This is a genomic window from Pseudomonas caspiana, assembly GCF_040224095.2.
Taxonomy (GTDB): Bacteria; Pseudomonadota; Gammaproteobacteria; order Pseudomonadales; family Pseudomonadaceae; genus Aquipseudomonas; species Aquipseudomonas caspiana.
In genome coordinates this window covers 5737832-5760875 of record NZ_CP167995.1, presented here as the reverse complement: position 1 = coordinate 5760875, position 23044 = coordinate 5737832, and the positions used below count along the sequence as shown (strand labels likewise).

25 protein-coding genes are annotated in these 23044 nt (G+C 57.8%); 11 read left to right on the top strand and 14 right to left on the bottom strand.

Annotated features, from left to right (window positions below):
- Positions 1-36 precede the first annotated feature (36 nt).
- Entirely contained in the window at positions 37-471 is a 435-nt protein-coding gene (locus ABRP31_RS25965; RefSeq protein ID WP_349973794.1) for a cytochrome c, read from the top strand.
- Between the two features lie 149 nt (positions 472-620).
- On the opposite strand, the gene ABRP31_RS25960 is transcribed toward ABRP31_RS25965, so the two are convergent.
- A complete protein-coding gene (locus ABRP31_RS25960; protein ID WP_349973463.1) occupies positions 621-1031 on the bottom strand; it encodes a DUF1090 domain-containing protein in 411 nt (136 codons plus the stop codon).
- A gap of 56 nt (positions 1032-1087) precedes the next feature.
- Positions 1088-2761 carry an NAD-dependent DNA ligase LigB gene (gene ligB / locus ABRP31_RS25955; protein ID WP_349973466.1) on the bottom strand — a complete coding sequence of 558 codons (1674 nt, stop codon included), beginning with the start codon at positions 2759-2761 and terminating at the stop codon, positions 1088-1090.
- Between the two features lie 188 nt (positions 2762-2949).
- Between ligB and ABRP31_RS25950 the strand changes: the two genes are divergently transcribed.
- Positions 2950-3570 (top strand): LysE family translocator, encoded by a 621-nt coding sequence (locus ABRP31_RS25950; protein ID WP_087265771.1) that lies wholly within the window; start codon positions 2950-2952, stop codon positions 3568-3570.
- Between the two features lie 246 nt (positions 3571-3816).
- Here ABRP31_RS25950 and metK read toward each other — a convergent pair whose 3' ends face one another.
- A complete protein-coding gene (gene metK, locus ABRP31_RS25945) occupies positions 3817-5007 on the bottom strand; it encodes a methionine adenosyltransferase (protein ID WP_349973468.1) in 1191 nt (396 codons plus the stop codon).
- A gap of 20 nt (positions 5008-5027) precedes the next feature.
- Entirely contained in the window at positions 5028-6023 is a 996-nt protein-coding gene (locus tag ABRP31_RS25940) for a metalloregulator ArsR/SmtB family transcription factor (protein WP_087265775.1), read from the bottom strand.
- Between the two features lie 124 nt (positions 6024-6147).
- On the opposite strand from ABRP31_RS25940, the gene ABRP31_RS25935 reads away from it, so the two are divergent.
- The 8 genes from ABRP31_RS25935 (at position 6148) to fba (ending at position 12753) form a co-directional block, all read left to right on the top strand.
- Entirely contained in the window at positions 6148-6300 is a 153-nt protein-coding gene (locus ABRP31_RS25935) for a hypothetical protein (RefSeq protein WP_158099105.1), read from the top strand.
- Positions 6284-8281, top strand: a complete 1998-nt coding sequence (tkt, locus tag ABRP31_RS25930; RefSeq protein ID WP_087265777.1) for a transketolase — start codon at positions 6284-6286, stop codon at positions 8279-8281. The genes ABRP31_RS25935 and tkt overlap by 17 nt, the downstream gene beginning before the upstream one ends.
- A 147-nt stretch (positions 8282-8428) precedes the next feature.
- Positions 8429-9478 carry an erythrose-4-phosphate dehydrogenase gene (gene epd / locus ABRP31_RS25925; protein ID WP_087265779.1) on the top strand — a complete coding sequence of 350 codons (1050 nt, stop codon included), beginning with the start codon at positions 8429-8431 and terminating at the stop codon, positions 9476-9478.
- A 16-nt stretch (positions 9479-9494) separates the two neighbouring features.
- Positions 9495-10658, top strand: a complete 1164-nt coding sequence (locus tag ABRP31_RS25920; RefSeq protein ID WP_349973473.1) for a phosphoglycerate kinase — start codon at positions 9495-9497, stop codon at positions 10656-10658.
- Between the two features lie 28 nt (positions 10659-10686).
- Entirely contained in the window at positions 10687-10911 is a 225-nt protein-coding gene (locus ABRP31_RS25915) for a hypothetical protein (RefSeq protein ID WP_087265783.1), read from the top strand.
- 89 nt (positions 10912-11000) lie between these two features.
- Positions 11001-11198: a hypothetical protein gene (locus ABRP31_RS25910; RefSeq protein WP_349973476.1), complete on the top strand. Its 198-nt coding sequence runs from the start codon at positions 11001-11003 to the stop codon at positions 11196-11198.
- Between the two features lie 53 nt (positions 11199-11251).
- Positions 11252-11572, top strand: coding sequence for an MliC family protein (locus tag ABRP31_RS25905; protein ID WP_349973477.1), 321 nt, complete (start codon positions 11252-11254; stop codon positions 11570-11572).
- A 116-nt stretch (positions 11573-11688) separates the two neighbouring features.
- Complete coding sequence (gene fba / locus ABRP31_RS25900; protein WP_087265789.1) at positions 11689-12753, top strand: class II fructose-bisphosphate aldolase; 1065 nt, start codon at positions 11689-11691, stop codon at positions 12751-12753.
- A 148-nt stretch (positions 12754-12901) separates the two neighbouring features.
- On the opposite strand, the gene ABRP31_RS25895 is transcribed toward fba, so the two are convergent.
- From ABRP31_RS25895 to ABRP31_RS25885, 3 genes are all read right to left on the bottom strand, one after another.
- Entirely contained in the window at positions 12902-13381 is a 480-nt protein-coding gene (locus ABRP31_RS25895; RefSeq protein ID WP_349973480.1) for a thioesterase family protein, read from the bottom strand.
- A 76-nt stretch (positions 13382-13457) separates the two neighbouring features.
- Entirely contained in the window at positions 13458-14423 is a 966-nt protein-coding gene (locus tag ABRP31_RS25890) for an L-carnitine dehydrogenase (RefSeq protein WP_349973482.1), read from the bottom strand.
- 114 nt (positions 14424-14537) lie between these two features.
- Positions 14538-15425 carry a 3-keto-5-aminohexanoate cleavage protein gene (locus tag ABRP31_RS25885; protein WP_349973484.1) on the bottom strand — a complete coding sequence of 296 codons (888 nt, stop codon included), beginning with the start codon at positions 15423-15425 and terminating at the stop codon, positions 14538-14540.
- A 254-nt stretch (positions 15426-15679) separates the two neighbouring features.
- On the opposite strand from ABRP31_RS25885, the gene ABRP31_RS25880 reads away from it, so the two are divergent.
- A complete protein-coding gene (locus ABRP31_RS25880; RefSeq protein ID WP_349973487.1) occupies positions 15680-16615 on the top strand; it encodes a GlxA family transcriptional regulator in 936 nt (311 codons plus the stop codon).
- Positions 16616-16795: 180 nt separating this feature from the next.
- Here ABRP31_RS25880 and ABRP31_RS25875 read toward each other — a convergent pair whose 3' ends face one another.
- The 7 genes from ABRP31_RS25875 to ABRP31_RS25845 form a co-directional block, all read right to left on the bottom strand.
- Positions 16796-18322, bottom strand: coding sequence for an amidase family protein (locus ABRP31_RS25875; RefSeq protein WP_349973490.1), 1527 nt, complete (start codon positions 18320-18322; stop codon positions 16796-16798).
- A 144-nt stretch (positions 18323-18466) separates the two neighbouring features.
- Positions 18467-18949 (bottom strand): hypothetical protein, encoded by a 483-nt coding sequence (locus ABRP31_RS25870; protein WP_087265801.1) that lies wholly within the window; start codon positions 18947-18949, stop codon positions 18467-18469.
- Positions 18950-19006: 57 nt separating this feature from the next.
- On the bottom strand, positions 19007-20950 hold the full coding sequence (locus ABRP31_RS25865; RefSeq protein WP_349973492.1) for a hypothetical protein: 1944 nt from the start codon (positions 20948-20950) through the stop codon (positions 19007-19009).
- Positions 20951-20991: 41 nt separating this feature from the next.
- On the bottom strand, positions 20992-21702 hold the full coding sequence (locus ABRP31_RS25860; protein WP_349973494.1) for a hypothetical protein: 711 nt from the start codon (positions 21700-21702) through the stop codon (positions 20992-20994).
- Positions 21699-22112 (bottom strand): hypothetical protein, encoded by a 414-nt coding sequence (locus ABRP31_RS25855; RefSeq protein WP_349973496.1) that lies wholly within the window; start codon positions 22110-22112, stop codon positions 21699-21701. Before ABRP31_RS25855 ends, ABRP31_RS25860 begins: the two co-directional genes overlap by 4 nt.
- Positions 22096-22560 (bottom strand): type II secretion system protein, encoded by a 465-nt coding sequence (locus tag ABRP31_RS25850; RefSeq protein ID WP_349973499.1) that lies wholly within the window; start codon positions 22558-22560, stop codon positions 22096-22098. The genes ABRP31_RS25855 and ABRP31_RS25850 overlap by 17 nt, the downstream gene beginning before the upstream one ends.
- The gene (locus ABRP31_RS25845) at positions 22557-23015 is read right to left on the bottom strand and encodes a type IV pilin protein (protein ID WP_087265811.1); all 459 of its coding nucleotides are present in this window, start codon (positions 23013-23015) and stop codon (positions 22557-22559) included. Before ABRP31_RS25845 ends, ABRP31_RS25850 begins: the two co-directional genes overlap by 4 nt.
- Between the last annotated feature and the right edge of the window lie 29 nt (positions 23016-23044).

The window sequence follows — 23044 nt, the reverse complement described above, 5'->3', positions numbered from 1 at the left end:
TTTCTGCGGACCCTGCTGGATACAACTTTGAAAAGAATGTGCGCTGTGCTGCTCGCCTGCCTGACCGTGAGCGCGTGTGGCGGTGTAGACCCGAATTCGCCATTGGCCCAGCGCAAGGCAATCTTCAAGGACATGCTCAAGACCAGCGAAGACCTGGGCGGCATGTTGCGTGGGCGAGTGGCGTTCGATGGTCAGCGATTTGAAGAGGGGGCGCTCAAGCTCGAGAGCTTGGCTCATCAGCCGTGGAAACACTTCCCTGAGGTGAAAGAATCAGATCACACCAGCGCCACGGACGCCGTTTGGCAAAAGCAGGCTCGTTTTCAGGAGCTGGCTCGTTCGCTGGAGTCAGAGACTGCTGAACTGGTCGTCGCCAGTCATGAACGCCCTTTCAAATCAAGCACACTGACGCCGGCCATGAACAAGGTTCAGGCAGTGTGCGAGGCGTGTCATAAAGAGTTTCGTAATCATTGAGTTGCTGCAACCGCAGGACCTGTAGGAGCGCACGAGCAGCGCGAGGCCGCGATAGCGGTGTGTCTGACAGAACGCTATCGCGGCCTCGCGCTGCTCGTGCGCTCCTACAGGGAATACATTTGAGTTCAAAGGATTGAGCCGTTCGCGATTCATTCCTGCGGCTGAAGGTCTTCGAGTTCTGTCTGGGCGTCCTGCAGTTCTTTGCGGGATTCGGCCAGTTTGTCTTTGCGCTTGTTGATTTTTTCCGGGTCGCCCTTACTCATCGCCTTGCTCAGATCTGACTCACGCTTTTTGACTTCGCGCTTGGCATCCAGCACTTTTTGTTCGTGTTCTTTGAGTAGCGAGGCTTCGGTGCAATTTGCGTTGTTTTCGCTCAGGGCTTTTTCCAGGCCAGCCTGCTGAGCCTTGTTGCCGTCAGTTTTTGCCTCTTCGATCTTTTTGCTGATTTCCTGACTTTTAACCACGCATCCGCTGGCTTCTGGTGCCGTTTCAGCCGCCAGAAGCGGGGTTGCCAGCATGCTGCAGCAGGTCAGCAGTATCAGTGGTGAAAAAACCTTCATATGAACTCCTTTTGAAAACCATAACGTCCAGGCTTGATGATTAAACGCCTGGCACTTTAAAAACCTGAAATACCCTGAGCTCGTAATTGTTCACTCAAGGCCTGAACTTGGGGATGCTGAAAGAAGGCGACCAACTGGCTGGCACGACCCGAACCTATGCCCGGTTCCATCTGCCATTGCTGTGCCGTGCGCTTCTGCAACTCACTCCATTGCTCGCCCAATTGGGCATTCCCCGTGGGCGGCAGGCCGATAGCCTTTAGCCACACAGCAAACGGCTTTGAGCGAGCCTCCTGCAAACTGTCGAGCAGTTTAGCGCTGCTGCGCTCACCCAGCCCGGAAATGTTAGCAAGCTGTTCTTTTTCCAGGGTCAGCCAGTCGAGCAACCCGTTGATTTTTCCGGCGCTGATCAGGTTATCCCAGGTCCCGGGACCGACTCCGGTCAGCGCCAGACCTTTCTTGCCGCTGAGCCAGACAAGCCTTGCGCGAAACTGGCTTTCACAACCGGGGCTGGGTTGCCAGCAACTGAGTGCATGAAAGTCTTTGGCCTCGGGAATCTGCAAATCGCTGCGCTCGACACTGCGTGAGACGACGCTGTCCAGCCGTGGAATGGTCAGGCCTGCCAGGCTCACCGCCACCTGATCGCCGGGTCTTATATCCAGCGCCTGCCAGCGTTGCAGCGAGCCGACGCTGATGCGGCTGATCTGCCGGTCATCCAGACGCACAGGTTCCAACTCCAGCACGGGGGTTATCCTGCCGCTACGGCCGATGTTGAAATTGACCTTGCGTACCTCCGCCAACGCTTGCGCAAACGGGTATTTCCAGGCGGCGATCCAATAAGGTGCCCTGGCTTGCCAGCGCTGTACGGGAGGTCGCTCGCCCTGTCGGATGATGACGCCGTCAGTGGCAAACGGCAGCGGGTTGCTATACCAGTACTCGCGCCAGCGATGCGCCTGAGCAAAGCCTTTCAGCGGCTGGCTATATTGAGCACTGTCGTCGAAGCCCAATGCGTTCAAGACAGCCAGGCGCTCGGTCATTGAGGCCGGTCCGGCAGGCCAGTCCCATACAAACAAGCCAATCTGGTCTGCCTCCTCAGTGCTTAACTCGTTACGAGCCAGCATGCCGGCAACCTTGCTGCGCGCGTTCACGCTCCCGGCCTTGGCTTGCACGTGATTATCCAGACGCAGATACAACTCGGCCTGCAGCACCAGGGTTTCCTGCCAGGGCAGATGGGTGGGAATGGCTGCGATGTGTTTTGCGTGTACGGTCCAGTCTTGGCCTGCATCTCCGTCGCCGCGACTGATCGCTTGTACCAATTCCCCGTGTTCATAAACCAGCGTTACCGCCACGCCATCAATCTTGGGTTGAATCCAAAGATCCGACCGGCCCTTCAGCCAGTCGCGCACTGCAGCTTCATCGCTGAGCTTGTTGACGCCGGTGTGCGGAACAGGATGACGAACCGTCCCTCTGGCTGTCTTCAAAGGGTTATCGGCTTCACTGTTGGGCTTGGCAAAACATGTTCGCCAGAACGCTAGACGCTGTCGGGACTGGTCATAGAGTTCGTCGGCAATCAGCGAAACGCCTTGTCGGTGATAGCTGTCATCCCACGTGGCGATTTGTGTTTGCAGGGCGGTGATTGAGTGGCGGGCTTTGGCGGGTGTCCAGTCGGGACATGGGGTGGCGTGGGCGGTAAGGCTGGTGAGCGTGAGGGTGATGGCGGCCAATATGCGCATCGAAGCATCCTTGCTTGAAGAGGTGCGTGTGAGGCTAGCGAGCGCTGAGTGACATGTCTGGTTGCGCTGATTACTGAATCATTCAGCCAGTACAGATGCCGCTCTTTTGATTCGCGACTGTGTCTTTGAAGAGTGAAATGCTGCCTTCACTATTGCTACTCCCTTGTCCAAGTGCTGATGGGTGACTCATGGATATCTCGACTCTGGCGGTTTTCGTGCCGGCCTGCTTTGCGCTGAACATGGCGCCCGGTCCCAACAATCTGCTTTCGATCAGTAACGCGACCCGCTATGGCTTTGCCCGCGCCTGCATCGGCGGGCTGGGACGTTTGCTGGCCTTCGCTATCATGATTGCGCTGGCAGCGCTGGGGCTGACCGCAGTGCTGCACACTTCAGAGTGGTTGTTCCATGCGATCAAAATCTTTGGTGCGGCGTATCTTTTTTATCTCGCGGTGCAACTGTGGCGGGCGAGTCCTGAGGAAGAGGGCAGCGTGGTCGGTTTAGAGAAAGGTCTGTTCAGCCTGGCTCGGCAGGAGTTTCTGGTGGCGATTGGTAATCCGAAAGCGATTCTGTTGTTTACCGCTTTCTTGCCACAGTTCGTTGATCAGGCTGGAGCCGTGACGGAGCAGTTCGCGGTACTCGGCGTTTTGTTTCTGGCGCTGGAATGCCTCGCCATTGCGATCTACGCCTGGATGGGCATTCACGCCCGCCGATTGTTTGCGCGGCCCAGTGGCAAGCGACTGTTCAACCGGGTGTGCGCAGGGTTGCTGGCCAGCGCGGCTTCGGTTTTGTTGGTGGCCAGGAGGGCTTAGAAAACCCAATGAGATTTCCTGTAGGAGGCCATCCAGCATCCCTGACACAGCTTTGTTGCGCAGCAAACGGGGACTTGTAGGAGCGCGCTTGCCCGCGATTCGGTCTGTCAGTCGATGAACATAGCGCCTGTGCTGACGTGATCGCGGGCAAGCGCGCTCCTACAGGTTTTACCTGACCAAAACCAAAAAGCCCCTGACGACCATAGTCGCCAGGGGCTTTTTGTTACGCCTGAAACTTAAGGCGTATTACAGACCGGCAGCGGCGCGCAGGGCGTCGGCGCGGTCGGTTTTTTCCCAGGTGAACGTGGTGAAAGTATCGTCACCCACGGTCTTGGTTTGCGGTGTGCGACCGAAGTGGCCGTAGGCTGCAGTTTCCTGATACATCGGGTGCAGCAGGTCGAGCATGGTGGTGATCGCGTATGGGCGCAGGTCGAAGATGTCGCGGACCAGTTTGATGATCTTGTCATCGCTGATCTTGCCGGTGCCGAAGGTATTCAGCGAGATCGAAGTCGGTTGTGCGACGCCGATAGCGTAGGAAACCTGAATCTCGCAGCGCTCGGCCAGGCCCGCAGCAACGATGTTCTTGGCAACATAACGGCCAGCGTAAGCAGCCGAGCGGTCAACCTTGGATGGATCTTTACCGGAGAACGCGCCGCCGCCGTGACGAGCCATGCCGCCGTAGCTGTCGACGATGATCTTGCGACCGGTCAGACCGCAGTCACCCACCGGGCCGCCAATGATGAACTGGCCAGTCGGGTTGATGTGGAACTGGGTGTCCTTGTGCAGCAGCTCAGCTGGCAGCACGTGCTTGACGATCAGTTCCATCACGCCTTCGCGCAGATCGTTGTAGGAAACTTCAGGGTTGTGCTGAGTAGACAGAACGACTGCGTCGATGCCGACAACTTTGCCGTTCTCATAGCTGCAAGTCACCTGGGACTTGGCATCCGGGCGCAGCCAAGGCAGCAGGCCGGATTTACGGGCTTCAGCCTGACGTTTGACCAACTGGTGCGAGAACGCGATTGGCGCTGGCATCAGCTCTGGGGTTTCGTTGCTGGCGTAGCCGAACATCAGGCCTTGGTCGCCAGCGCCCTGATCTTCAGGCTTGGCACGGTCAACACCCTGGTTGATGTCAGGGGACTGCTTGCCGATGATGTTCATCACGCCGCAAGTGGCACCGTCGAAACCGACGTCGGAGCTGGTGTAGCCGATGTCGCTGATCACATCACGAACGATCTGCTCGAGGTCAACCCAGGCGCTGGTGGTCACTTCGCCAGCAACGATGGCAACACCGGTCTTGACCAGGGTTTCAACGGCTACGCGAGCGTGTTTGTCCTGAGCAATGATTGCATCCAGAACCGCATCGGAAATCTGGTCGGCGATTTTGTCTGGGTGCCCTTCGGACACGGACTCGGAGGTGAAAAGGGAGTATTCGCTCATCTCTACGGGTTTCCTGAATTTTACCGATGGTGAGTGTCGCCAGCCGGTCGCTGAAAATGGCGGACCTGGATCTGGAAACCATTACGTAAGCCTACATAGAGGCTTTCCCCGGGAACTAGCCCCGCAGCGATGGCCCAACGGGCCAGATCTTCCTGTTCAAACCCTAACCAGAGATCGCCACAGGCCTCCTTGGCCCAGCTCTGATCGTGGCTACACAAGTCTGTCACTAACAGGCTACCGCCCGGTTGCAACAGAGTTGCCAGTTGTTTGAGTGCATCTGCCGGCGCGGCGAAATGGTGCAGGACCATATTCAATACAACGCAGTCGGCGCTTACATCCACGGCATCCAGTGCATCGGCGAGCTTGAGCTCTACATTAGCCAATGCCTGCGCCGCGCATAGCTGGCGGGCTATTTCGAGCATCGCCGGGCTGTTGTCCAGCGCCGTTACGTGCTGAAAGCGTCGTGCCAGGTCCGGCAGAAACCCGCCATCCCCCGGACCCACTTCCAGTGCGGTTGCTTGCGGCCCGAAGTTCAGCTTGTCGAGCAGCGACAGCAGGCTTTCCCGGTATTGGGCAAGCCCGGCAATCAAGTCCTGCTGGGCGCGAAATTTTTCTGCCGTACGGGCGAAAAAATCCTGACTGGCGTTGGCCCGCTGACGATGCACCAGGCCAATACGCGACTGCACATCGTTGGGCAGCGCCAGCATGTCGACTTCATCCAGCATGGCTGCATGCAATCTGCCGCCCGGTTGTCCGGTATGGGGCAGGGCGCGTCGGTAGAAAATGGCATTACCTTCACGTCGTGTTGCAACCAGATCCGCTTGGGCCAGCACCTTGAGGTGGTGGCTCATGCCGGACTGACCAATGGCGAATATCTGCGCCAGTTCCAGCACGCCGAATGAGTCGTTGGCCAATGCGCGCAATACATTCAGTCGCAACGGGTCGCCGCCGGCCTTGCACAAGGCAGAGAGGTCGTCGCTGTCATCGTGACGAATTGCAGGTACGCGCAGGTTCATAGGGCTGGCAGTCTAGTTAGCGACCGTCTATGTCGCAAGGGCAATATCAAAAAGTTTTGATATTGCTTGATGGGCGGTGATTTCAGGGCTATTCAGGACCGTTACTCCGGGCCGGGAGCGTGCCATGGATGAACAAATAACGAAGCGCGAGCAGGAAAAACAACCACAAGCCGCTATCTTTCATTGCTCCCAGGCAGTGCCTGAGGGAAAATGCTCGCCTTTTTCAGATCCATTCTTTTCCAGTTCTCAGGAGATCAGCGATGCCCAGCCGTCGTGAGCGTGCCAACGCCATTCGTGCACTCAGCATGGATGCCGTGCAAAAAGCCAACAGCGGCCATCCCGGTGCCCCTATGGGCATGGCGGATATCGCCGAAGTACTTTGGCGCGACTATCTGAAGCACAACCCGAGCAACCCGAATTTCGCCGACCGTGACCGCTTCATCATGTCCAACGGTCATGGCTCGATGCTGGTCTACTCGCTGCTGCACCTGACCGGTTACGACCTGTCGATCGAAGACCTGAAAAACTTCCGTCAGCTACACAGCCGCACTCCAGGTCACCCGGAATTCGGCTACACGCCGGGCGTTGAGACCACCACGGGTCCGCTTGGTCAGGGTTTCGCCAACGCCGTCGGCTTCGCGGTTGCAGAGAAGACGCTGGCTGCCCAGTTCAACCGTCCAGGCCACAACATCGTCGACCACCACACCTACGTGTTCATGGGTGATGGTTGCATGATGGAAGGCATTTCCCACGAAGTCGGCTCGCTGGCCGGTACTCTGGGCCTGAACAAACTGATCGCTTTCTACGACGACAACGGCATCTCCATCGATGGCGAAGTTGAAGGCTGGTTCACCGATGACACGCCGAAACGCTTCGAGTCCTACGGCTGGCTGGTGATCCGCAACGTTGACGGTCACGATGCCGAAGAGATCAAGATCGCCATCGACACCGCTCGCAAGAGCGACAAGCCGACCCTGATCTGCTGCAAGACCACCATTGGTTTCGGTTCACCGAACAAGCAAGGCAAAGAAGAGTCCCACGGTGCTCCGCTGGGTGCTGAAGAAATCGCCTTGACCCGTGCTGCCCTGAAATGGACCCACGGCCCGTTCGACATTCCGGCTGACATCTACGCCGAGTGGAGCTGCAAAGAGAAAGGCCTGGCGACCGAAGCTGATTGGGATCAGCGTTTTGCTGCCTACTCTGCCGAATTCCCGGAGCTGGCCAACGAGCTGATTCGTCGCATGAGCGGCGAGCTGCCAGCTGACTTCGCTGAAAAATCTGCTGCTTACGTGGCTGAAGTCAATGCCAAGGGCGAAACCATCGCCAGCCGCAAGGCCAGCCAGAATGCACTGGGTGCTTTCGGTCCTTTGCTGCCTGAGTTCCTCGGCGGCTCGGCTGACCTGGCCGGTTCCAACCTGACCATCTGGAAAGGCTGCAAGAGCATCACCGGCGAAGACGCCAACGGCAACTATCTGCATTACGGCGTGCGTGAATTCGGCATGGGCGCAATGATGAACGGTATCGCCCTGCACGGCGGCTTCGTACCTTATGGCGCGACCTTCCTGATCTTCATGGAATACGCCCGCAACGCGGTGCGTATGTCCTCGCTGATGAAGAAGCGCGTGCTGTACGTGTTCACCCACGACTCTATCGGTCTGGGCGAAGACGGCCCGACGCACCAGCCAATCGAGCAACTGACCAGCCTGCGCACCACGCCTAACCTGGACACCTGGCGTCCTGCGGATGCTGTGGAATCGGCAGTGGCCTGGAAGTACTCCATCGAGCGCAACGACGGCCCGTCGGCGTTGATCTTCTCCCGTCAGAACCTGACTCACCAGACTCGCGACGAAGCCCAACTGGCGGATATCGCCCGTGGTGGTTACGTGCTGCGTGACTGTGTTGGAGAGCCAGAGCTGATTCTGATCGCTACCGGTTCGGAAGTGGGTCTGGCCGTTCAGGCGTTCGAAAAACTCAGCGCTCAAGGCCGCAACGTGCGTGTGGTTTCCATGCCATGCACCAGCGTTTTCGATGCTCAGGATCCAGGCTACAAGCAAGCGGTTCTGCCGCTGCAAGTCAGTGCTCGTATCGCCATCGAAGCTGCTCACGCGGACTTCTGGTACAAGTACGTCGGCCTGGAAGGTCGCGTGATCGGCATGACCACCTTCGGCGAGTCGGCCCCTGCGCCAGCCCTGTTCGAAGAGTTCGGCTTCACCCTGGAAAACATCCTGGGTCAGGCTGAAGAACTGCTGGAAGACTGATAGCGATTTACCTGCTGAAGCGGACCCTTTTGGGAGCAGGGCTTGCCCGCGATAAGGTCAACACGGTGCTTGAGACCGAGCTGACCTTATCGCGGGCAAGCCCTGCTCCCACAGAGTTCGCTTGGTAGTTTGCCCAACGAGAACCCCATGCCTCAGCACCGCCCTTACAAAGTTGCACTCAACGGCTACGGCCGTATCGGTCGTTGCGTCGTGCGCGCACTGTGCGAGCGGGGGGCGAAAGCCGGGTTTGAAGTGGTTGCCATCAACGATCTGGCCGACATGGCCAGTCTCGAATACCTCACGCGCTTTGACTCCACACATGGCCGGTTTCCCGGCGAAGTTCGGGTCGAAGGGCAATACCTGCATATCAATGATCATAAGATCAGAGTGTTGCGCAGCGAGACGCCCGAAGGTGTTGACTGGGCGGCGCTGGAAGTTGATCTGGTGCTCGAATGTTCAGGTGTCTACAACACTCGTGAAGATGGCCAGCGCTTCATAGACGCTGGCGCACCGCGGGTGCTGTTTTCCCAGCCTATGGCCAGCGAAGCCGACGTCGACGCCACGATTGTGTTTGGCGTCAATCAGCAAAAGCTGACCGGCACCGAGCTGTTGGTGTCTGCCGCATCCTGTACCACCAATTGCAGCGTACCGTTGTTGCGTTTGCTGGATCAGGCTGTCGGGCTGGAATACATCACCATCACGACCATTCACTCGGCGATGAATGACCAGCCGGTGATAGACGCCTATCACCATGAGGATTTACGCCGTACGCGCTCGGCTTTTCAGTCGATCATTCCGGTGTCCACTGGTCTGGCGCGCGGTATTGAGCGGCTGCTTCCGGAACTTGCGGGCAGAATTCAGGCCAAAGCAGTTCGCGTGCCGACGGTAAACGTGTCCTGCCTCGATATCACTTTGCAAACTGCGCGTGATACCGATGCCGTCGAGATCAACCGCCTGCTTCGAGACGCGGCCACCAGCGGACCGCTCAAAGGGTTGTTGGCCTATACCGAGTTGCCGCACGCCAGTTGTGATTTCAACCATGACCCTCATTCGGCCATCGTTGATGCGAGTCAGACCCGAGTTTCCGGCCCGCGGCTGGTTAATTTGCTGGCCTGGTTCGATAACGAATGGGGTTTTGCCAATCGAATGCTTGACGTTGCTGAGCACTTTTTGCACGTCGCAGACCCACAACAGTAAAAACAGGGATTCACTCATGACCGTGTTGAAGATGACCGAGCTCGACCTGCAAGGTAAGCGTGTATTGATTCGCGAAGACCTGAACGTCCCGATCAAGGACGGCAAAGTCAGCAGTGATGCACGTATCCTGGCGTCGCTGCCGACCATCAAACTGGCGCTGGAAAAGGGCGCGGCCGTGATGGTCTGCTCGCATCTGGGTCGTCCAACCGAAGGCGAGTTCTCTGCCGAGAACAGCCTCAAGCCCGTTGCCGAATACCTGAGCAAGGCCTTGGGTCGTGAAGTGCCTCTGATTTCCGACTATCTGGACGGTGTCGACGTTAAAGCGGGCGATATCGTGCTGTTCGAAAACGTGCGCTTCAACAAGGGCGAGAAAAAGAACGCTGACGAACTGGCGCAGAAATACGCTGCCCTGTGCGACATCTTCGTCATGGACGCTTTCGGCACGGCACACCGCGCTGAAGGCTCGACCCACGGCGTTGCCAAGTTCGCCAAAGTCGCAGCAGCAGGTCCGTTGCTGGCTGCCGAGCTGGAAGCACTGGGCAAAGCCCTCGGCGCTCCGGCCCAGCCAATGGCCGCTATCGTTGCCGGTTCCAAGGTTTCTACCAAGCTTGACGTACTCAACAGTCTGAGTGCCATCTGCAACCAGTTGATCGTGGGCGGCGGCATTGCCAACACCTTCCTGGCGGCTGCTGGCCACAAGGTTGGCAAATCACTGTACGAGCCGGACCTCCTGGACACCGCTCGCGAGATCGCAGCCAAGGTCAGCGTGCCTTTGCCGGTTGACGTAGTGGTCGCCAAAGAATTCGCTGAAAGCGCAGCCGCGACGGTCAAACTGATCGCCGATGTTGCTGATGACGACATGATTCTGGATATCGGCCCGCAAACTGCAGCGCATTTCGCCGATCTGTTGAAATCTTCCAAGACTATTCTGTGGAACGGTCCGGTTGGCGTGTTTGAGTTCGATCAGTTCGGCGAAGGCACCAAGACCCTGGCCAAGGCGATTGCTGAAAGCTCGGCGTTTTCCATCGCAGGTGGGGGTGACACTCTGGCGGCGATTGATAAATATGGCGTAGCGGATCAGATCTCCTACATTTCTACCGGTGGTGGTGCATTCCTGGAGTTTGTCGAAGGCAAAGTTCTGCCAGCCGTGGAAATCCTGGAACAACGCGCCAAGGCCTGAGGATCAGGCTTTGCAAAAGGGAAATGAAATGCTCAGGCCGTTACCGCTACTCATCCTTGCCGCACTGCTCGCTGGCTGTGCCAGTGAGCCGGAAGCCGAAGAGGTCGTGCGTGAGCCTGCGCTTGTCCAGTTGAGCTGCTATCAGGCCAACTGGCAGGCAGAAACCGTGCCTGTGATCTACAAGCGCGGGGGCGAGGCGGTGCTGGACAAGTACGAGTTCATGCCCAATCTCGGGCCAGTGGGCTGCCGTTAAGGCGCTGTCGTGCAGATGAGTTTGGCAACATCTTGAGCCTGTGGTGGTCATTAAAGGGTGGATAACTTTTCTGGATAAGGAACTTCGCCATGAAAATCGCCGCCCTGGCCTTGATGAGTTGTGTGATATTTACCGGTTGTAGCGGTTCTGGCCCTCGTGCCAAGACCTGTGAAGTGTTCAGCCCGGCATCCGTAAACGTGCCAACAACCCAGAATACTCAGCGGGTTGAGGCGCAGGCCACGGGTGAACCGGCCGATGATCGGAATCAGGAACAGAACTGCCCCTGAGGGTTGAAGCGACTGGCATTTGCCTTGCTTCCCAGGGCAGGCCAGGAGACGTAATGAAAGGCTTGATTGCCCTTGCGACACTTGCAGTGCTTGGTGGTTGCGCCAGCATGAAGGCTCCACAAACAGACAACACCTGGACCTCTTGGGTTTGCGACAGTAAAGCTCAGGTCCATTGGCGCTATGCCGACAAGGCCAAGACCGAAGTCGATGTACGCTTGAACGAAAGCGATCAGGTCTTCCGGTTGAAAGCCGAGCCTGGTTCGCCATCGCTGTACAGCAATGGCGTGCTGGCTTTCCAGAACAAGGGCGACGAAGGCCTGGTGTACTGGGGCGCCACCAATGATTTGATCGGGCGCGGTTGCAAGAAGCGTTAAACAGACTGCACCGATGATCCAGCGCATGGCCTCAGGGCTGATGCGTAGAACTTGAATAGCAGCCGCCGCTACGGCAGGTTTGCACGATAACGACCCTACCGGGAGAGAGACAGACAATGGCACTTATCAGCATGCGCCAGATGTTGGACCACGCAGCCGAATTCGGTTATGGCGTCCCAGCTTTCAACGTGAACAACCTGGAACAAATGCGCGCCATTATGGAAGCGGCCGACAAGACCGATTCCCCGGTGATCGTTCAGGCTTCGGCCGGCGCCCGTAAATACGCTGGCGCGCCATTCCTGCGTCACCTGATCCTGGCGGCAGTTGAAGAATTCCCGCATATCCCGGTGGTCATGCACCAGGACCACGGCACCAGCCCTGACATCTGCCAGCGTTCGATCCAGCTGGGCTTCAGCTCGGTGATGATGGACGGCTCGCTGGGTGTCGACGGCAAAACGCCGACCACCTATGAGTACAATGTTGAAGTGACTCGTCGCGTAGTTGCCTTTGCCCACGCCTGTGGCGTTTCGGTTGAGGGTGAGCTGGGTGTTCTGGGCTCGCTGGAAACCGGTATGGCTGGCGAAGAAGATGGCGTTGGCGCTGAAGGCATGCTCGATCACAGCCAGATGCTGACTGATCCGGAAGAAGCCGCTGACTTCGTCAAGAAAACCCAGGTTGACGCACTGGCAATCGCTATCGGCACCAGCCACGGCGCTTACAAGTTCACCAAGCCGCCTACCGGCGACATCCTGGCGATTGATCGCATCAAGGAAATCCACAAGCGCATCCCGAACACTCACCTTGTGATGCACGGCTCGTCTTCGGTCCCGCAAGAGTGGTTGAAAATCATCAACCAGTACGGCGGCGACATCAAGGAAACCTACGGCGTACCGGTTGAAGAGATCGTTGAAGGCATCAAGCACGGCGTACGTAAGGTCAACATCGACACCGACCTGCGTCTGGCGTCCACTGGTGCCATCCGTGAATTCATGGCCAAGAACCCGAGCGAGTTCGACCCTCGTAAGTACCTGGCCAAGACTGTAACGGCAATGCGTGACGTGTGTATCGCTCGTTACGAGGCGTTCGGCACTGCAGGCAATGCGTCGAAGATCAAACCAGTGTCCCTGGACGCGATGTTTGAGCGTTACGCTCGTGGTGAGCTGGATGCCAAGATCAACTGATAACGGTTGATTGAGCATTGAAAAAGCCCGCAGCGATGCGGGCTTTTTTGTGGGTGACTGACAGGTTCGAAGAGGCCTGTGGGGCCAGGGCTTGCTCGCTGGGTTTAAGTGATAAACCGAGCTGTCTTCCACATTTGTTGGTTCAGTATCAGGCTCTTTGCGGCAGCCCGATGATACGCCCAATGTAGTGTGGCGCTGGCAAGTCCTGTTGAGCCTCGACGATTCCTGCCAACTCGTTCAGAACAGCCTCACTGAAAGGCGCCGAGCGCGGACCGGCTGCCAGATCAACATGCAACAGCATCTGCTCGCTCGCCGATAGCGGGTCATCGATGCCCGCTTTGTGCAGGCTGTGATAGAGATGTACCCGTTTTTTGTCGTGACCGATAACCTGTGTCTGGACTTCTACCGCTTCGCCCAGCTTCACTTCGTTCAGATAATTGATGTGACATTCAAGCGTGAACAGCGAGTGACCGCTGGCATCTCGATTGTCGCTGGTGAGACCGATCCGATCCATGATGGCATCGGTGGCGTAGCTGAAGATCAGTAGATAAAACGCATCGCGCAAATGGCCGTTGTAGTCCACCCACTCAGGAAGGACGGGGGTTTGGTAGGTAATCAGTTTTGGCATTCGTTGCCCCGCTTTAAAAAAGCTCGCAAGCGTTTGTGGGAGGTTTGATGTTCAATCACGAGGAGTGCAGCAACACTCAATCGCTAAACGCTATCCCGTGCTTTTCTTTGGTCGCTCGCACAGCCTCCAGTACCGCCAGCAGACAGTCATCGCGATAACGCTCCAGCGCCGCGATGCTGTGGTCCCCGAGCTGATCGCGGGTGCCATCGACTACATCGTCGATCAGCTTTTCGGTCAGTTCCGGTGCGGGCAGGTAAGTCCACGGTAGCTTCAAGGCAGGGCCGAACTGGTTCATGAAGTGACGCATTCCGGCATCGCCTCCAGCCAGCGTGTAGGTCAGGAAGGTGCCCATGAATGACCAGCGCAGCCCGGCACCGAAGCGGATCGCATCGTCGATTTCGCCGGTGGTCGCCACGCCGTCATTGACCAGATGCAACGCCTCGCGCCACAGCGCTTCCAGCAAGCGGTCTGCGATGAATCCGGGGACTTCCTTGCGCACGTGCAAGGGGCGCATGCCCAAAGATTCATAGACGCTGATGGCCGCCTGAATGGCTTCGGGTGCGGTGTACCTGCCGCCGACCACTTCCACTAATGGCAGGAGATACACGGGATTGAACGGATGCCCCACCACGCAGCGTTCAGGATGTGTTGCGCTTTCGTAGAACTCGCTGGGCAGGAGCCCGGAAGTGCTTGAGCCGATCAGCGCATCAGGCTTGGCAGCGGCGCTGATCTTCGCGTGAAGCTCGAGTTTCAGGTCGAGCCGTTCAGGAGCGCTTTCCTGGATGAAGTCGGCATCCCGCACGCACTCTTCGATGGTCGTGACGAAACGCAGACGATCCTGAGCTGCGCCGGGCTTCAGGCCTTGCTGCTCCAGTGCGGGCCACGCATTGGCGACCCGTTTGCGCAACGCGGCCTCGGCACCGGGGGCTGGATCCCAAGCGACAACGTCCAGCCCGTGGGCCAAAGCGCGAGCCACCCAGCCACTGCCGATGACACCGCTGCCCAAGGCAGCGAAAGTTTTGATGTGGGTGATGAAGGTCATGATCAGTCCTGGCATTCGAAAGGAGTTTGTAGGAGTTGCCGGAGGTTGCGGATGGCCGGTTATCGCGGTGACCGTTGCCCGGTCGATCGCAGCCTTCGCAGCGCCTACAGGTGGTTAGCCGCGTTTGGTCAGGCCCATCTTCACGCGGCCTTCCGCCGGGGTTAGCACCCGGGCCCCCAGACGCGTCAGGATTTCACTGGCGCGCTCGACCAATGCCCCATTGCTGGCCAGCACACCGCGATCCAGCCAGATGTTGTCCTCCAGCCCGACCCGCACGTTTCCGCCGAGCAACACGGCTTGCGCCGCCATTGGCATCTGCATGCGGCCAATGCCGAAGCCGGCCCACACCGCATCGGCAGGCAGGTTATCGACCATGGCTTTCATCGTGGTGGTGTCTGCCGGTGCGCCCCAAGGGATACCCAGGCACAGCTGGAACAACGGGTTATCCAGCAAGCCCTCCTTGATCATCTGCTTGGCGAACCACAGATGACCGGTGTCGAAAATTTCCAGTTCGGCTTTCACGCCCAGCTCTTGAATGCGCTTCGCACCTGCCCGGAGTTGCGCCGGTGTCGAGACATAAATCGTGTCGCCATCGCCGAAGTTCAGAGTGCCGCAATCCAGCGTGCAGATTTCCGGCAGTAACTCTTCAACGTGGGCAAGGCGGGTCAGCGGGCCAACCAGATCGGTACTGGGACCGAACTCCATTGGCCGTTCGCCCGCGCCGATCTCAAGATCGCCGCCCATGCCAGCGGTGAGGTTGACGATAATGTCGATGTCCGCCTCACGAATACGCTCCATCACCTCGCGATACAGCGCTACATCACGGCTGAATTTGCCCGTTTGCGGATCCCTTACGTGACAGTGCACGACCGTTGCACCAGCCTTGGCTGCTTCGACGGCCGCGTCGGCGATTTGCTTGGGGGTGATCGGGACCAGATGGCTTTTCCCGGTCGTGTCGCCTGCGCCGGTCAGCGCGCAAGTAATGATGACGTCGTGGTTCATGAGGCGGGGTTCCTTACAGGCTTGGTTCGCTTTTGATAATGCAAAGCTACGCAGCCCAAGCCTTGTGAAAGCGCACAGCGGCGACCGGCACTTGCACGGTAGCGACATGGTCTATTGCTGTGTTTATCTAACGGGCGTATTTCAGAAGTGGCGTGAACCAACGTCTTGTTCAGCAGCGAGTCCTGCTTGCTGTACCGACGGGCCGTCCTGAACACATAGACCCCCTGACAACCACTCTCTACAGAAGCGATGACATGCCCCAGGACTTCTACTTCCTGCTGATGCCCGGTTTTTCGGTGATGGGCTTTGTGTCGGCCGTAGAGCCGTTGCGAGTGGCTAACCGTTTTGGCGGCGAGTTGTATCGCTGGCATGTGATGAGCATTGATGGTGGGGCGGTGATTGGCAGCAATGGCATGTCGGTCAACGCCGATGCCGCGCTGGAGCCGCTGAAGAAGGGCGCAACGCTATGGGTGGTGGCGGGGTTTGAGCCTTTGAGGTTTTGCACGCCGAAACTTGAACACTGGCTGCGACGTCTGGACAACGAGGGCGTGACGCTGGGCGCTATCGACTCCGGCAGTTTTGTGCTGGCTCAGGCGGGGCTGCTGGAAAACCATCGGCTGACCATGCACTGGGAAGCGATCGATGCCTTCAAAGACGCTTGGCCGACCCTGCAAGTGACGCAAGAGCTGTTCGAAATTGATCGGCGTCGCATCACTTCGGCTGGTGGGACTGCGTCCATCGACATGATGCTCGACCTCATCGGTCAGGCCCACGGCCCAGACTTGGCTATCAAGGTTTCCGAGCAGTTTGTGCTGGGCCGCATCCGCCCGCGCAAGGATCACCAGCGCATGCAGATCGCCACGCGCTTCGGCATCAGCAACAAGAAGCTGGTGCAGGTGATTGGCGAAATGGAGCAGCACACAGAGCCGCCTTTAAGCACGCTAGAGCTGGCTGACGGCATTCAGGTAACGCGCCGTCAGCTGGAACGACTGTTCCGCCTGCATCTCAACGATACGCCGAGTAATTTCTACCTTGGTCTGCGCCTGGAGAAAGCGCGGCAGCTGTTACGGCAAAGCGACATGAGCGTGCTGGAAGTGAGTATTGCCTGCGGTTTTGAATCGCCTTCGTATTTCACACGCAGTTATCGGGCGCGATTCAGCCAGTGCCCGCGGGAGGATCGGCGGGGTTAAGAAGCGAGAGGTGGGAGATTCTATGTTGCCCACGTCATCAGGGATGCCTGTGGGAGCAGAGCTTGCTCGCGACAAGAACACTGCGATTTGGAGTCATGCCGCGTTTTTTCTGCACGGGCAAGACTCGCTCCACAGGTGAACGGTTGCCGGCGACCATAGAATCTCCTGCAGGGATGCTTCTCAAACCGACGATACTTCGGTCGTGCTTTCGATTCCGCCATCACTCGAAGGCGGTGCGGTAACGATGGATTTCAGATCAACCTGACTCCCGAGCAGCTTGTCGATATCCGGTCTCGGCCGCTGCAGTTCGGGGTGGTTTACAGACGCCCGCTCGATCTGTTCGCCACACGCCAGCAGGTAAGCATCAGCACGGAACGCTCCCACCACTTGTAGCCCGAACGGCATGCCGTTGTGATCCACGCCACAGGGCAGCGACAGCGCCGGGTTGGTCGCCAGGGTGACGACGTAGGTCAGGGCGAGCCAGCGGTAATAATTCTCCAGCTGTTTGCCGTTGATGCTTTTCAGATAGAGGTCTTGCCATGGGAAGGGCGATACCGGCGTGGTCGGCGACAGGATCAGGTCGTAGTCTTCGAATAGCGCCTGGAAACGGCGATAGATTCGGGTTTGTTCGGTGGCAGCCCAGGCGCAGTCTTCCAGCGTCATGCGCATGCCCATCTCGTAATTGGCGCGCGGATTTTCACCCAGGGAGTCAGGGTCTCGCAGATAGGCATCACGGGTGCCTGCCACAAAGCTCTCTGCGCGTAACACGTCGAAGCAGCGATCCGTTTCGCCCAGCTCCATCTGGACCTCATCACAGCTACGAAACAGCGGGCGAAGGGCGGCAATCTTGCGCCGAAACACCTGCCGAATATCGTCATCCACATCGCAGCAGCCGAAGTCTTCGGTGTAGCCGACTCGCAAGGTGCCAAGGTCTACATCCGGCAGAGCGCGGAACAGGCTGGCATCAACCTCATAGCTCAATGGCTCGCTGACGTGAAACCCGGCGGTGGCCTGCAACTGCAGCAGGGTATCGGCCACGTTACGACCCATGGGGCCGACCACCGAGATGGGTGTCCAGCCCAACAGGCGTCGTTCGCTGGGTACCAGACCGGGAGAAGGGCGCAAGCCAACCACGCCACATTTGGCGGCGGGGATGCGCAGGGAACCACCAGTGTCCGAGCCGCTGCACAGCGGCAGCATGTCGGTGGCCAGCGCCGCTGCCGAGCCACCGGAAGATCCGCCAGCATTCAGCGCCGGGTTGAACGGGTTGCCCGTTGCGCCCCACACATCATTGCGCGTATTGGCACCAGCACCCATTTCCGGAACGTTGGTTTTACCGGTGACAATCGCCCCGGCGGCTCGCAGCCTCGCAACCAGTGTGTTGTCTTTGGCCGGGATGTTATTGCGATAGAGCGGTGAGCCGTAGGTAGTCAGCAAGCCCGCAGTCGCTTCGAGATCCTTGATGCCGATCGGCAAGCCGTGCAGCAAGCCGAGCGGCTGACCCGACAGCACCGCCTGCTCCGCTTCACGAGCCTGTTGCCTTGCCTGATCAAAGCATGTGGCGGTCACCGCATTGACGTAAGGATTGACCTGCTCGATGCGCTGAATGCACGCGTCCATCAATTCCACGGGGGAGATCTGCTTACTGCCAATCAGGCGGCGCAACTCAACTGCGGTTTTTTCCACGAGCTCATCAGGACGGCGCATTCGAGATACCTGGCAACAGTGATTGTTGCCCCGAATCTAGAACAGTCCGAGGCTTGCCACAATTTCAAGTTTTCGAATGATTTATTGCTGTTTTGGCATGGGTGGTTTTTGTTATGCGAGACCGCTCCGGGAGCTCGGCTCGGATCACGAAGCCTTTTGGTCTCGCACCATCAGCAACCGTGAGGCTTCGTTGTAATCAGCCTGGAACGCTGGGCTGCCAATCCATTCGATGGCCGCATCTTCGTCTTCGTCATGGAACATGGCGCGGTAGGTGATCAGCAGGCCCATCATGAAGTCAGTGGCTTGATCTTCATCTTCCTCGGCAATGACCAGCGCGAGAACCGGGTATTGCAGGAACACGGCGCACATTGCCAATTGGCTGATGGACTGCGCTTGCTTCATGGTCTGGAACAGATCGTCGAAGTCGGCAGGGTCAAAGCCGTTCTCCACAATGTCCTTGAAGTCGAACGTGCTCAGATCGAGTTCGACGTCATCAAAAGGCTGGTCAACCAGCGGCGAGGCGAAGATCGGGTGTACGACTTTTTTGCCCGGCTTTTGCGAGCGGTTTTGCTTGGCCTTGGCTTTCGCCCGTTGGGCGCGTTTTTGCTGCTTGTCTGGCGAAGCCACCGATTAGTTTCCTGATCTTGAAGTTGAGGTCTAGAGGCGAGCCTTGGGTCGCTCGCATCACAAATAGCGCGTCCACTTTACTGCGACCGTCGTCCCAGTGGAACCCGTGCAATTGGTGGTGCACGTGGATTGCCCTCCAGAAGGTATCTGGCCTGGCACGTAGGTGTCGGGCAGATTGCTGAGGTCTATAAGCGTTGAGCCGCCCCAGGCATTGGCCGGCGTAGCGCCTTGCGCCGCCGCTGTAACATAGCCGTGCACGGTGCTGCTTCCTTCGGTAAGGAACACATCTCCGGCCACGATGCTTCCATAGACTACGCTTGAGGCGCCCAGCGTGATCGCACCTCCGGAAAACACGCCATTCGTGAAACTGCCATCCAGATAACCAACGTTACCCAAGGCATTGGATATCAGCTTGGCGCCAGCCGTGTCGCAGAAGTTGGTCGGGTACATGCCGGCGAAGTCGTTCGTTGAGTCCTTCAGAAACTTGTTGGTGCAGACGACTTTGTAGCCTGCGTAGTTCAGCGCGTACAGGACGTGGGCACCACTGGTGGCGATATTGCCTGTAGCAACGACAGTGTTGTAGTACTCGCCGTTGCTCATTTGCAGATTGCCCTTGAACCACAGTGCACCGGGTGCCAGGTTCTTGCCTGAAACAGTCCATGTGCCGTTGGCGTAAGTGATACATCCGTTGTAAGTCGACTGACCTTGGCAAAGCGTGCGGGTAGTTGAGTCAGGAGCAGCGGGCGATGTGCAGTTGTTCGAGCTGTCGACGTTCTTGCACAGGAAGTCGTTGTAGCCCCTGCCGTTCTGTTGAGGATAATTGCCCAGGTAATAAATTCCGTTTGTCATCCCGTTGATGTTCTGGACGGTGACCTGTCTTTTTCCGTTCACGTACTCGAATACATAGTTCGAGGCGTCCTTGAAGTCGTAGGCATCAACCTTTGCGGTGTCCTCAAGCTTTGCCGTCAGCGGCGTGAACAACGTCACCGTCACACTGGTTGGAGCGACCACTGCGGTCGTGTTCGGGCATCCGCTGGTGCTCTGGGCTTTGATAGTGCCTTGAGGAAACCAGTACGGGCTGGGGCACGTAACGTTAGCTTTGCTATTGATGCGGTTGATGCTCGGCCAACTGGTAACGGTAACGTCGCCAACCGCATTGGCCTCAGTTATTGTGCCGTTGCTTATCGCGATGGTTTTGCCTGCATTCAGCGTCCCCAGCGTCCCGCCCGTCGAGGTGGTAATTTTGCCCAGTGCGTTTGCGGAACCTACCGAACCGTTGGTAATTGATATATCGCCATTGGTGTAAAGCGTTCCTTGGGTGCCGCCACTGGCTAAAGTGATGTTGCCCAGGGCTGAGCCTTTCTGGGTGCTGGCTGAACCGTTGAGTGTAAGCGTTCCATTGGCGAACAACTCGTCAACCTGAATACCGCCACCGATGACTATATCGCCGCTGGCCTGCAAGTACTGTAAACCTGTCACGGAGCCGCTCAGGTTGGCATCGCCTTTTACCGAAATCTTCGCGTTAGGATTACCCTTGAAGGTGATCGATCCTGTCAGGTTAAGCGGTTTACCTATCTTGATGATGTCGCTCTGTGTAATCACGCCTGCACCTGCAGCCGACGCGAATTTTACGTTGTAGAAAACCTGCAAGGTCGCGGTTGCACCGGCTGCGCCGTTATTGCCTGCTGCCGATGAAATATTGAAGCCGATGAGGCCGGTCGCTTTGACGTAAGGTTCTGAAACGCTAATTGTCAGCCCGTTGATATTGCTCGCCAGGTTACCAGTGAGCGCAACCAAGCGATCTTCACCTTGGGTTTGGCTAGCGATGTCCAGCAAGTAGAGGCGTACCAGCTCAACCCCTTCCCAGGCTTTGGACTCGGCTGGCACCGCCGCGTGGCTGGCCATCTGCTGGTCTTGAGCGCTGCGGATGCCATAAACCATACCCATGGCGGTGACTGTCATCGCCATGCCGGTAAGCAGCATGACGAGCGTCGTCGCCATACCCCGTTGGCATGCTCTGGACTTTAGGCCGGCCTTGGAAATCATGAGGCGCTCGGCTTTTCAAGGTTGGGTAGGCATGTGGTGCTTTTGCTTTTGACGTAAGCGGGTTGAGGCTCGCTGCTGTTGATGTCTATCGTGCTCGTGCTGGCGGTCATCATGACTTGCAGACGGTTGACGGCTGCGTCGGCAGTTTTCCCAAACGGCCAGCAGGGTGCGTAGAGCACCGAGAAAAATGCTGCTGGTTGATTCGTTTCAATCAGCGCAGTGCTGGTCCATGTCGTGGTGCCCCACTGCGATACCAGCGAGCAGTTAGTGCCACCTTGCAGGCGCAGAAGGCTTCCTGTTTCTTTGCCGCTATCTTTCTTCATCAGCAACCCGGAACAGATCGCGCTGCCGGTTGCAGTAGGCTTGTAGGTCCAGACCATCGCATTGCCCGTTGCGGGAGCCGTCGAAGTGGCTGCATTAAACGCACGAGGGGTTCCGGTCAAGATGCCGTTGCTGAGATTTGCATCGTTAAGCAAGATGATCTGAACAGGGTTGGCATCTACCCTAAAGCCCGCATTCAACAGTTCACGTTGTGCTGTCAGTACCGCAGCAGCAATCTGACCGTCCTGTCGGGAGTCCTGAATGGACTGCACAGACACACCAATCAGGTTTTTATACAGCGACAGTAGCGCCAGGATGCTGATCATCGACAGGCTTACGCCTACCAGCAGGCTGACCAGATTGAAGCCGCGTTGTGCTTGTTTCATGTCTCGTCGCCGACACGAATCACGCCACCGAACAACGCGTTGTCGGCCGTTCGCGTCGTCAGCACCACGGTACCCAGGGATGTTCCGCCGGTGATCGTGCGCCCGCCGATGGTCACGGGAGATGCCGCTGTGCAGGCGACATCCAGATTGATGGCATTGGTTTGTGTTGGCAGGGTAATAGTCGCCAGTGAGGCATTGGTGCACAGGGCCTTGCCATTGAGCGCAAGCAAATTGCGCATCTGACTGACGGCGACGTTTTGCAGCTTCATATCCCGCTGAGTGTTGGTCGCTCGAGAGGAGGCGTAGCTGATACCCAGCCCGATGATCGACATCAGAACGATGCCGGTCAGTGATTCCATGAGTATGTCGCCGCGTTCCTTGCGCCCGTTACCGCTAAATGATCGGGACATTGAAGGTGCTCTCGCTGCCTGCTGTTACGTCGATGCTGGACGTGGTGCAGGCATTGCCGCCAAGTACCGGCAAGCCGCGACTATTGAACGCAACACAGGAAACGTCCGCGCCGCTGACCTTGACCCCGACGGAGGCGGGCAGCTGTGCGGTCCAGAGTGGTGTAGCGCTCGATGCGCAATCCACAGTTGTGGCCATCTTGAACAGTTTCAGTGTCTGGCCTGAGCGACATAGCGCCGCGGCCGCCACGTCATCACGGGCACCTTCAGGGTTACGCAGAGCAGTGGCCTTGGCGCGGCTGATGCCTTGTTTCAACACCCCGGCCGCCTCGCGCTGCTTGGCGCTATCGCTCCACGCTTTGGTGAACGGCGCGCCGATAGCCAGCAATATGCCGAAGATGGCGATGGTTATCATGAGTTCGATCAGCGTGAAGCCCTTGGCACGCATCATAGCCAGGCGCCGTTGTATGGGCTGCAACTGGCAACAGCTCGCACATTGTCCTGAGTCAGGGTGATGCTGCAGCCATTGACCTTGCCACTCGTGCCCAAGGCTTCCAGCTTGTAGGTGGAGTTGGTCGACGTCACGATCTTGTAGGTGAACGAATCAGACTGGCTCGGCTGCCAGGACGAAGAAGTGCAGCCTGTGCTGCCAGTACTCGCGACACATTTGGTGTCTGCAGTGGTGCTGGACGTCGTGGTGCCGTAAACCAGTTGGCGCTGAAAACGGTTTTCCATGACCAGGCTCAACGCAGCCAGATCTGCCTGAGCGGATTTGATTTTGCTCTTGGTGACATAGCTGTCGTAAGCGGGGAATGCGATGCCGGCCAGAATGCCAACAATGGCTACGGTGATGAGCAACTCGATCAGGGTAAAACCAGAAAACTTGCTCGCGCCTGAAGCACGCATACGGAGGCCGCCAGAGGAAACTAAAGTAT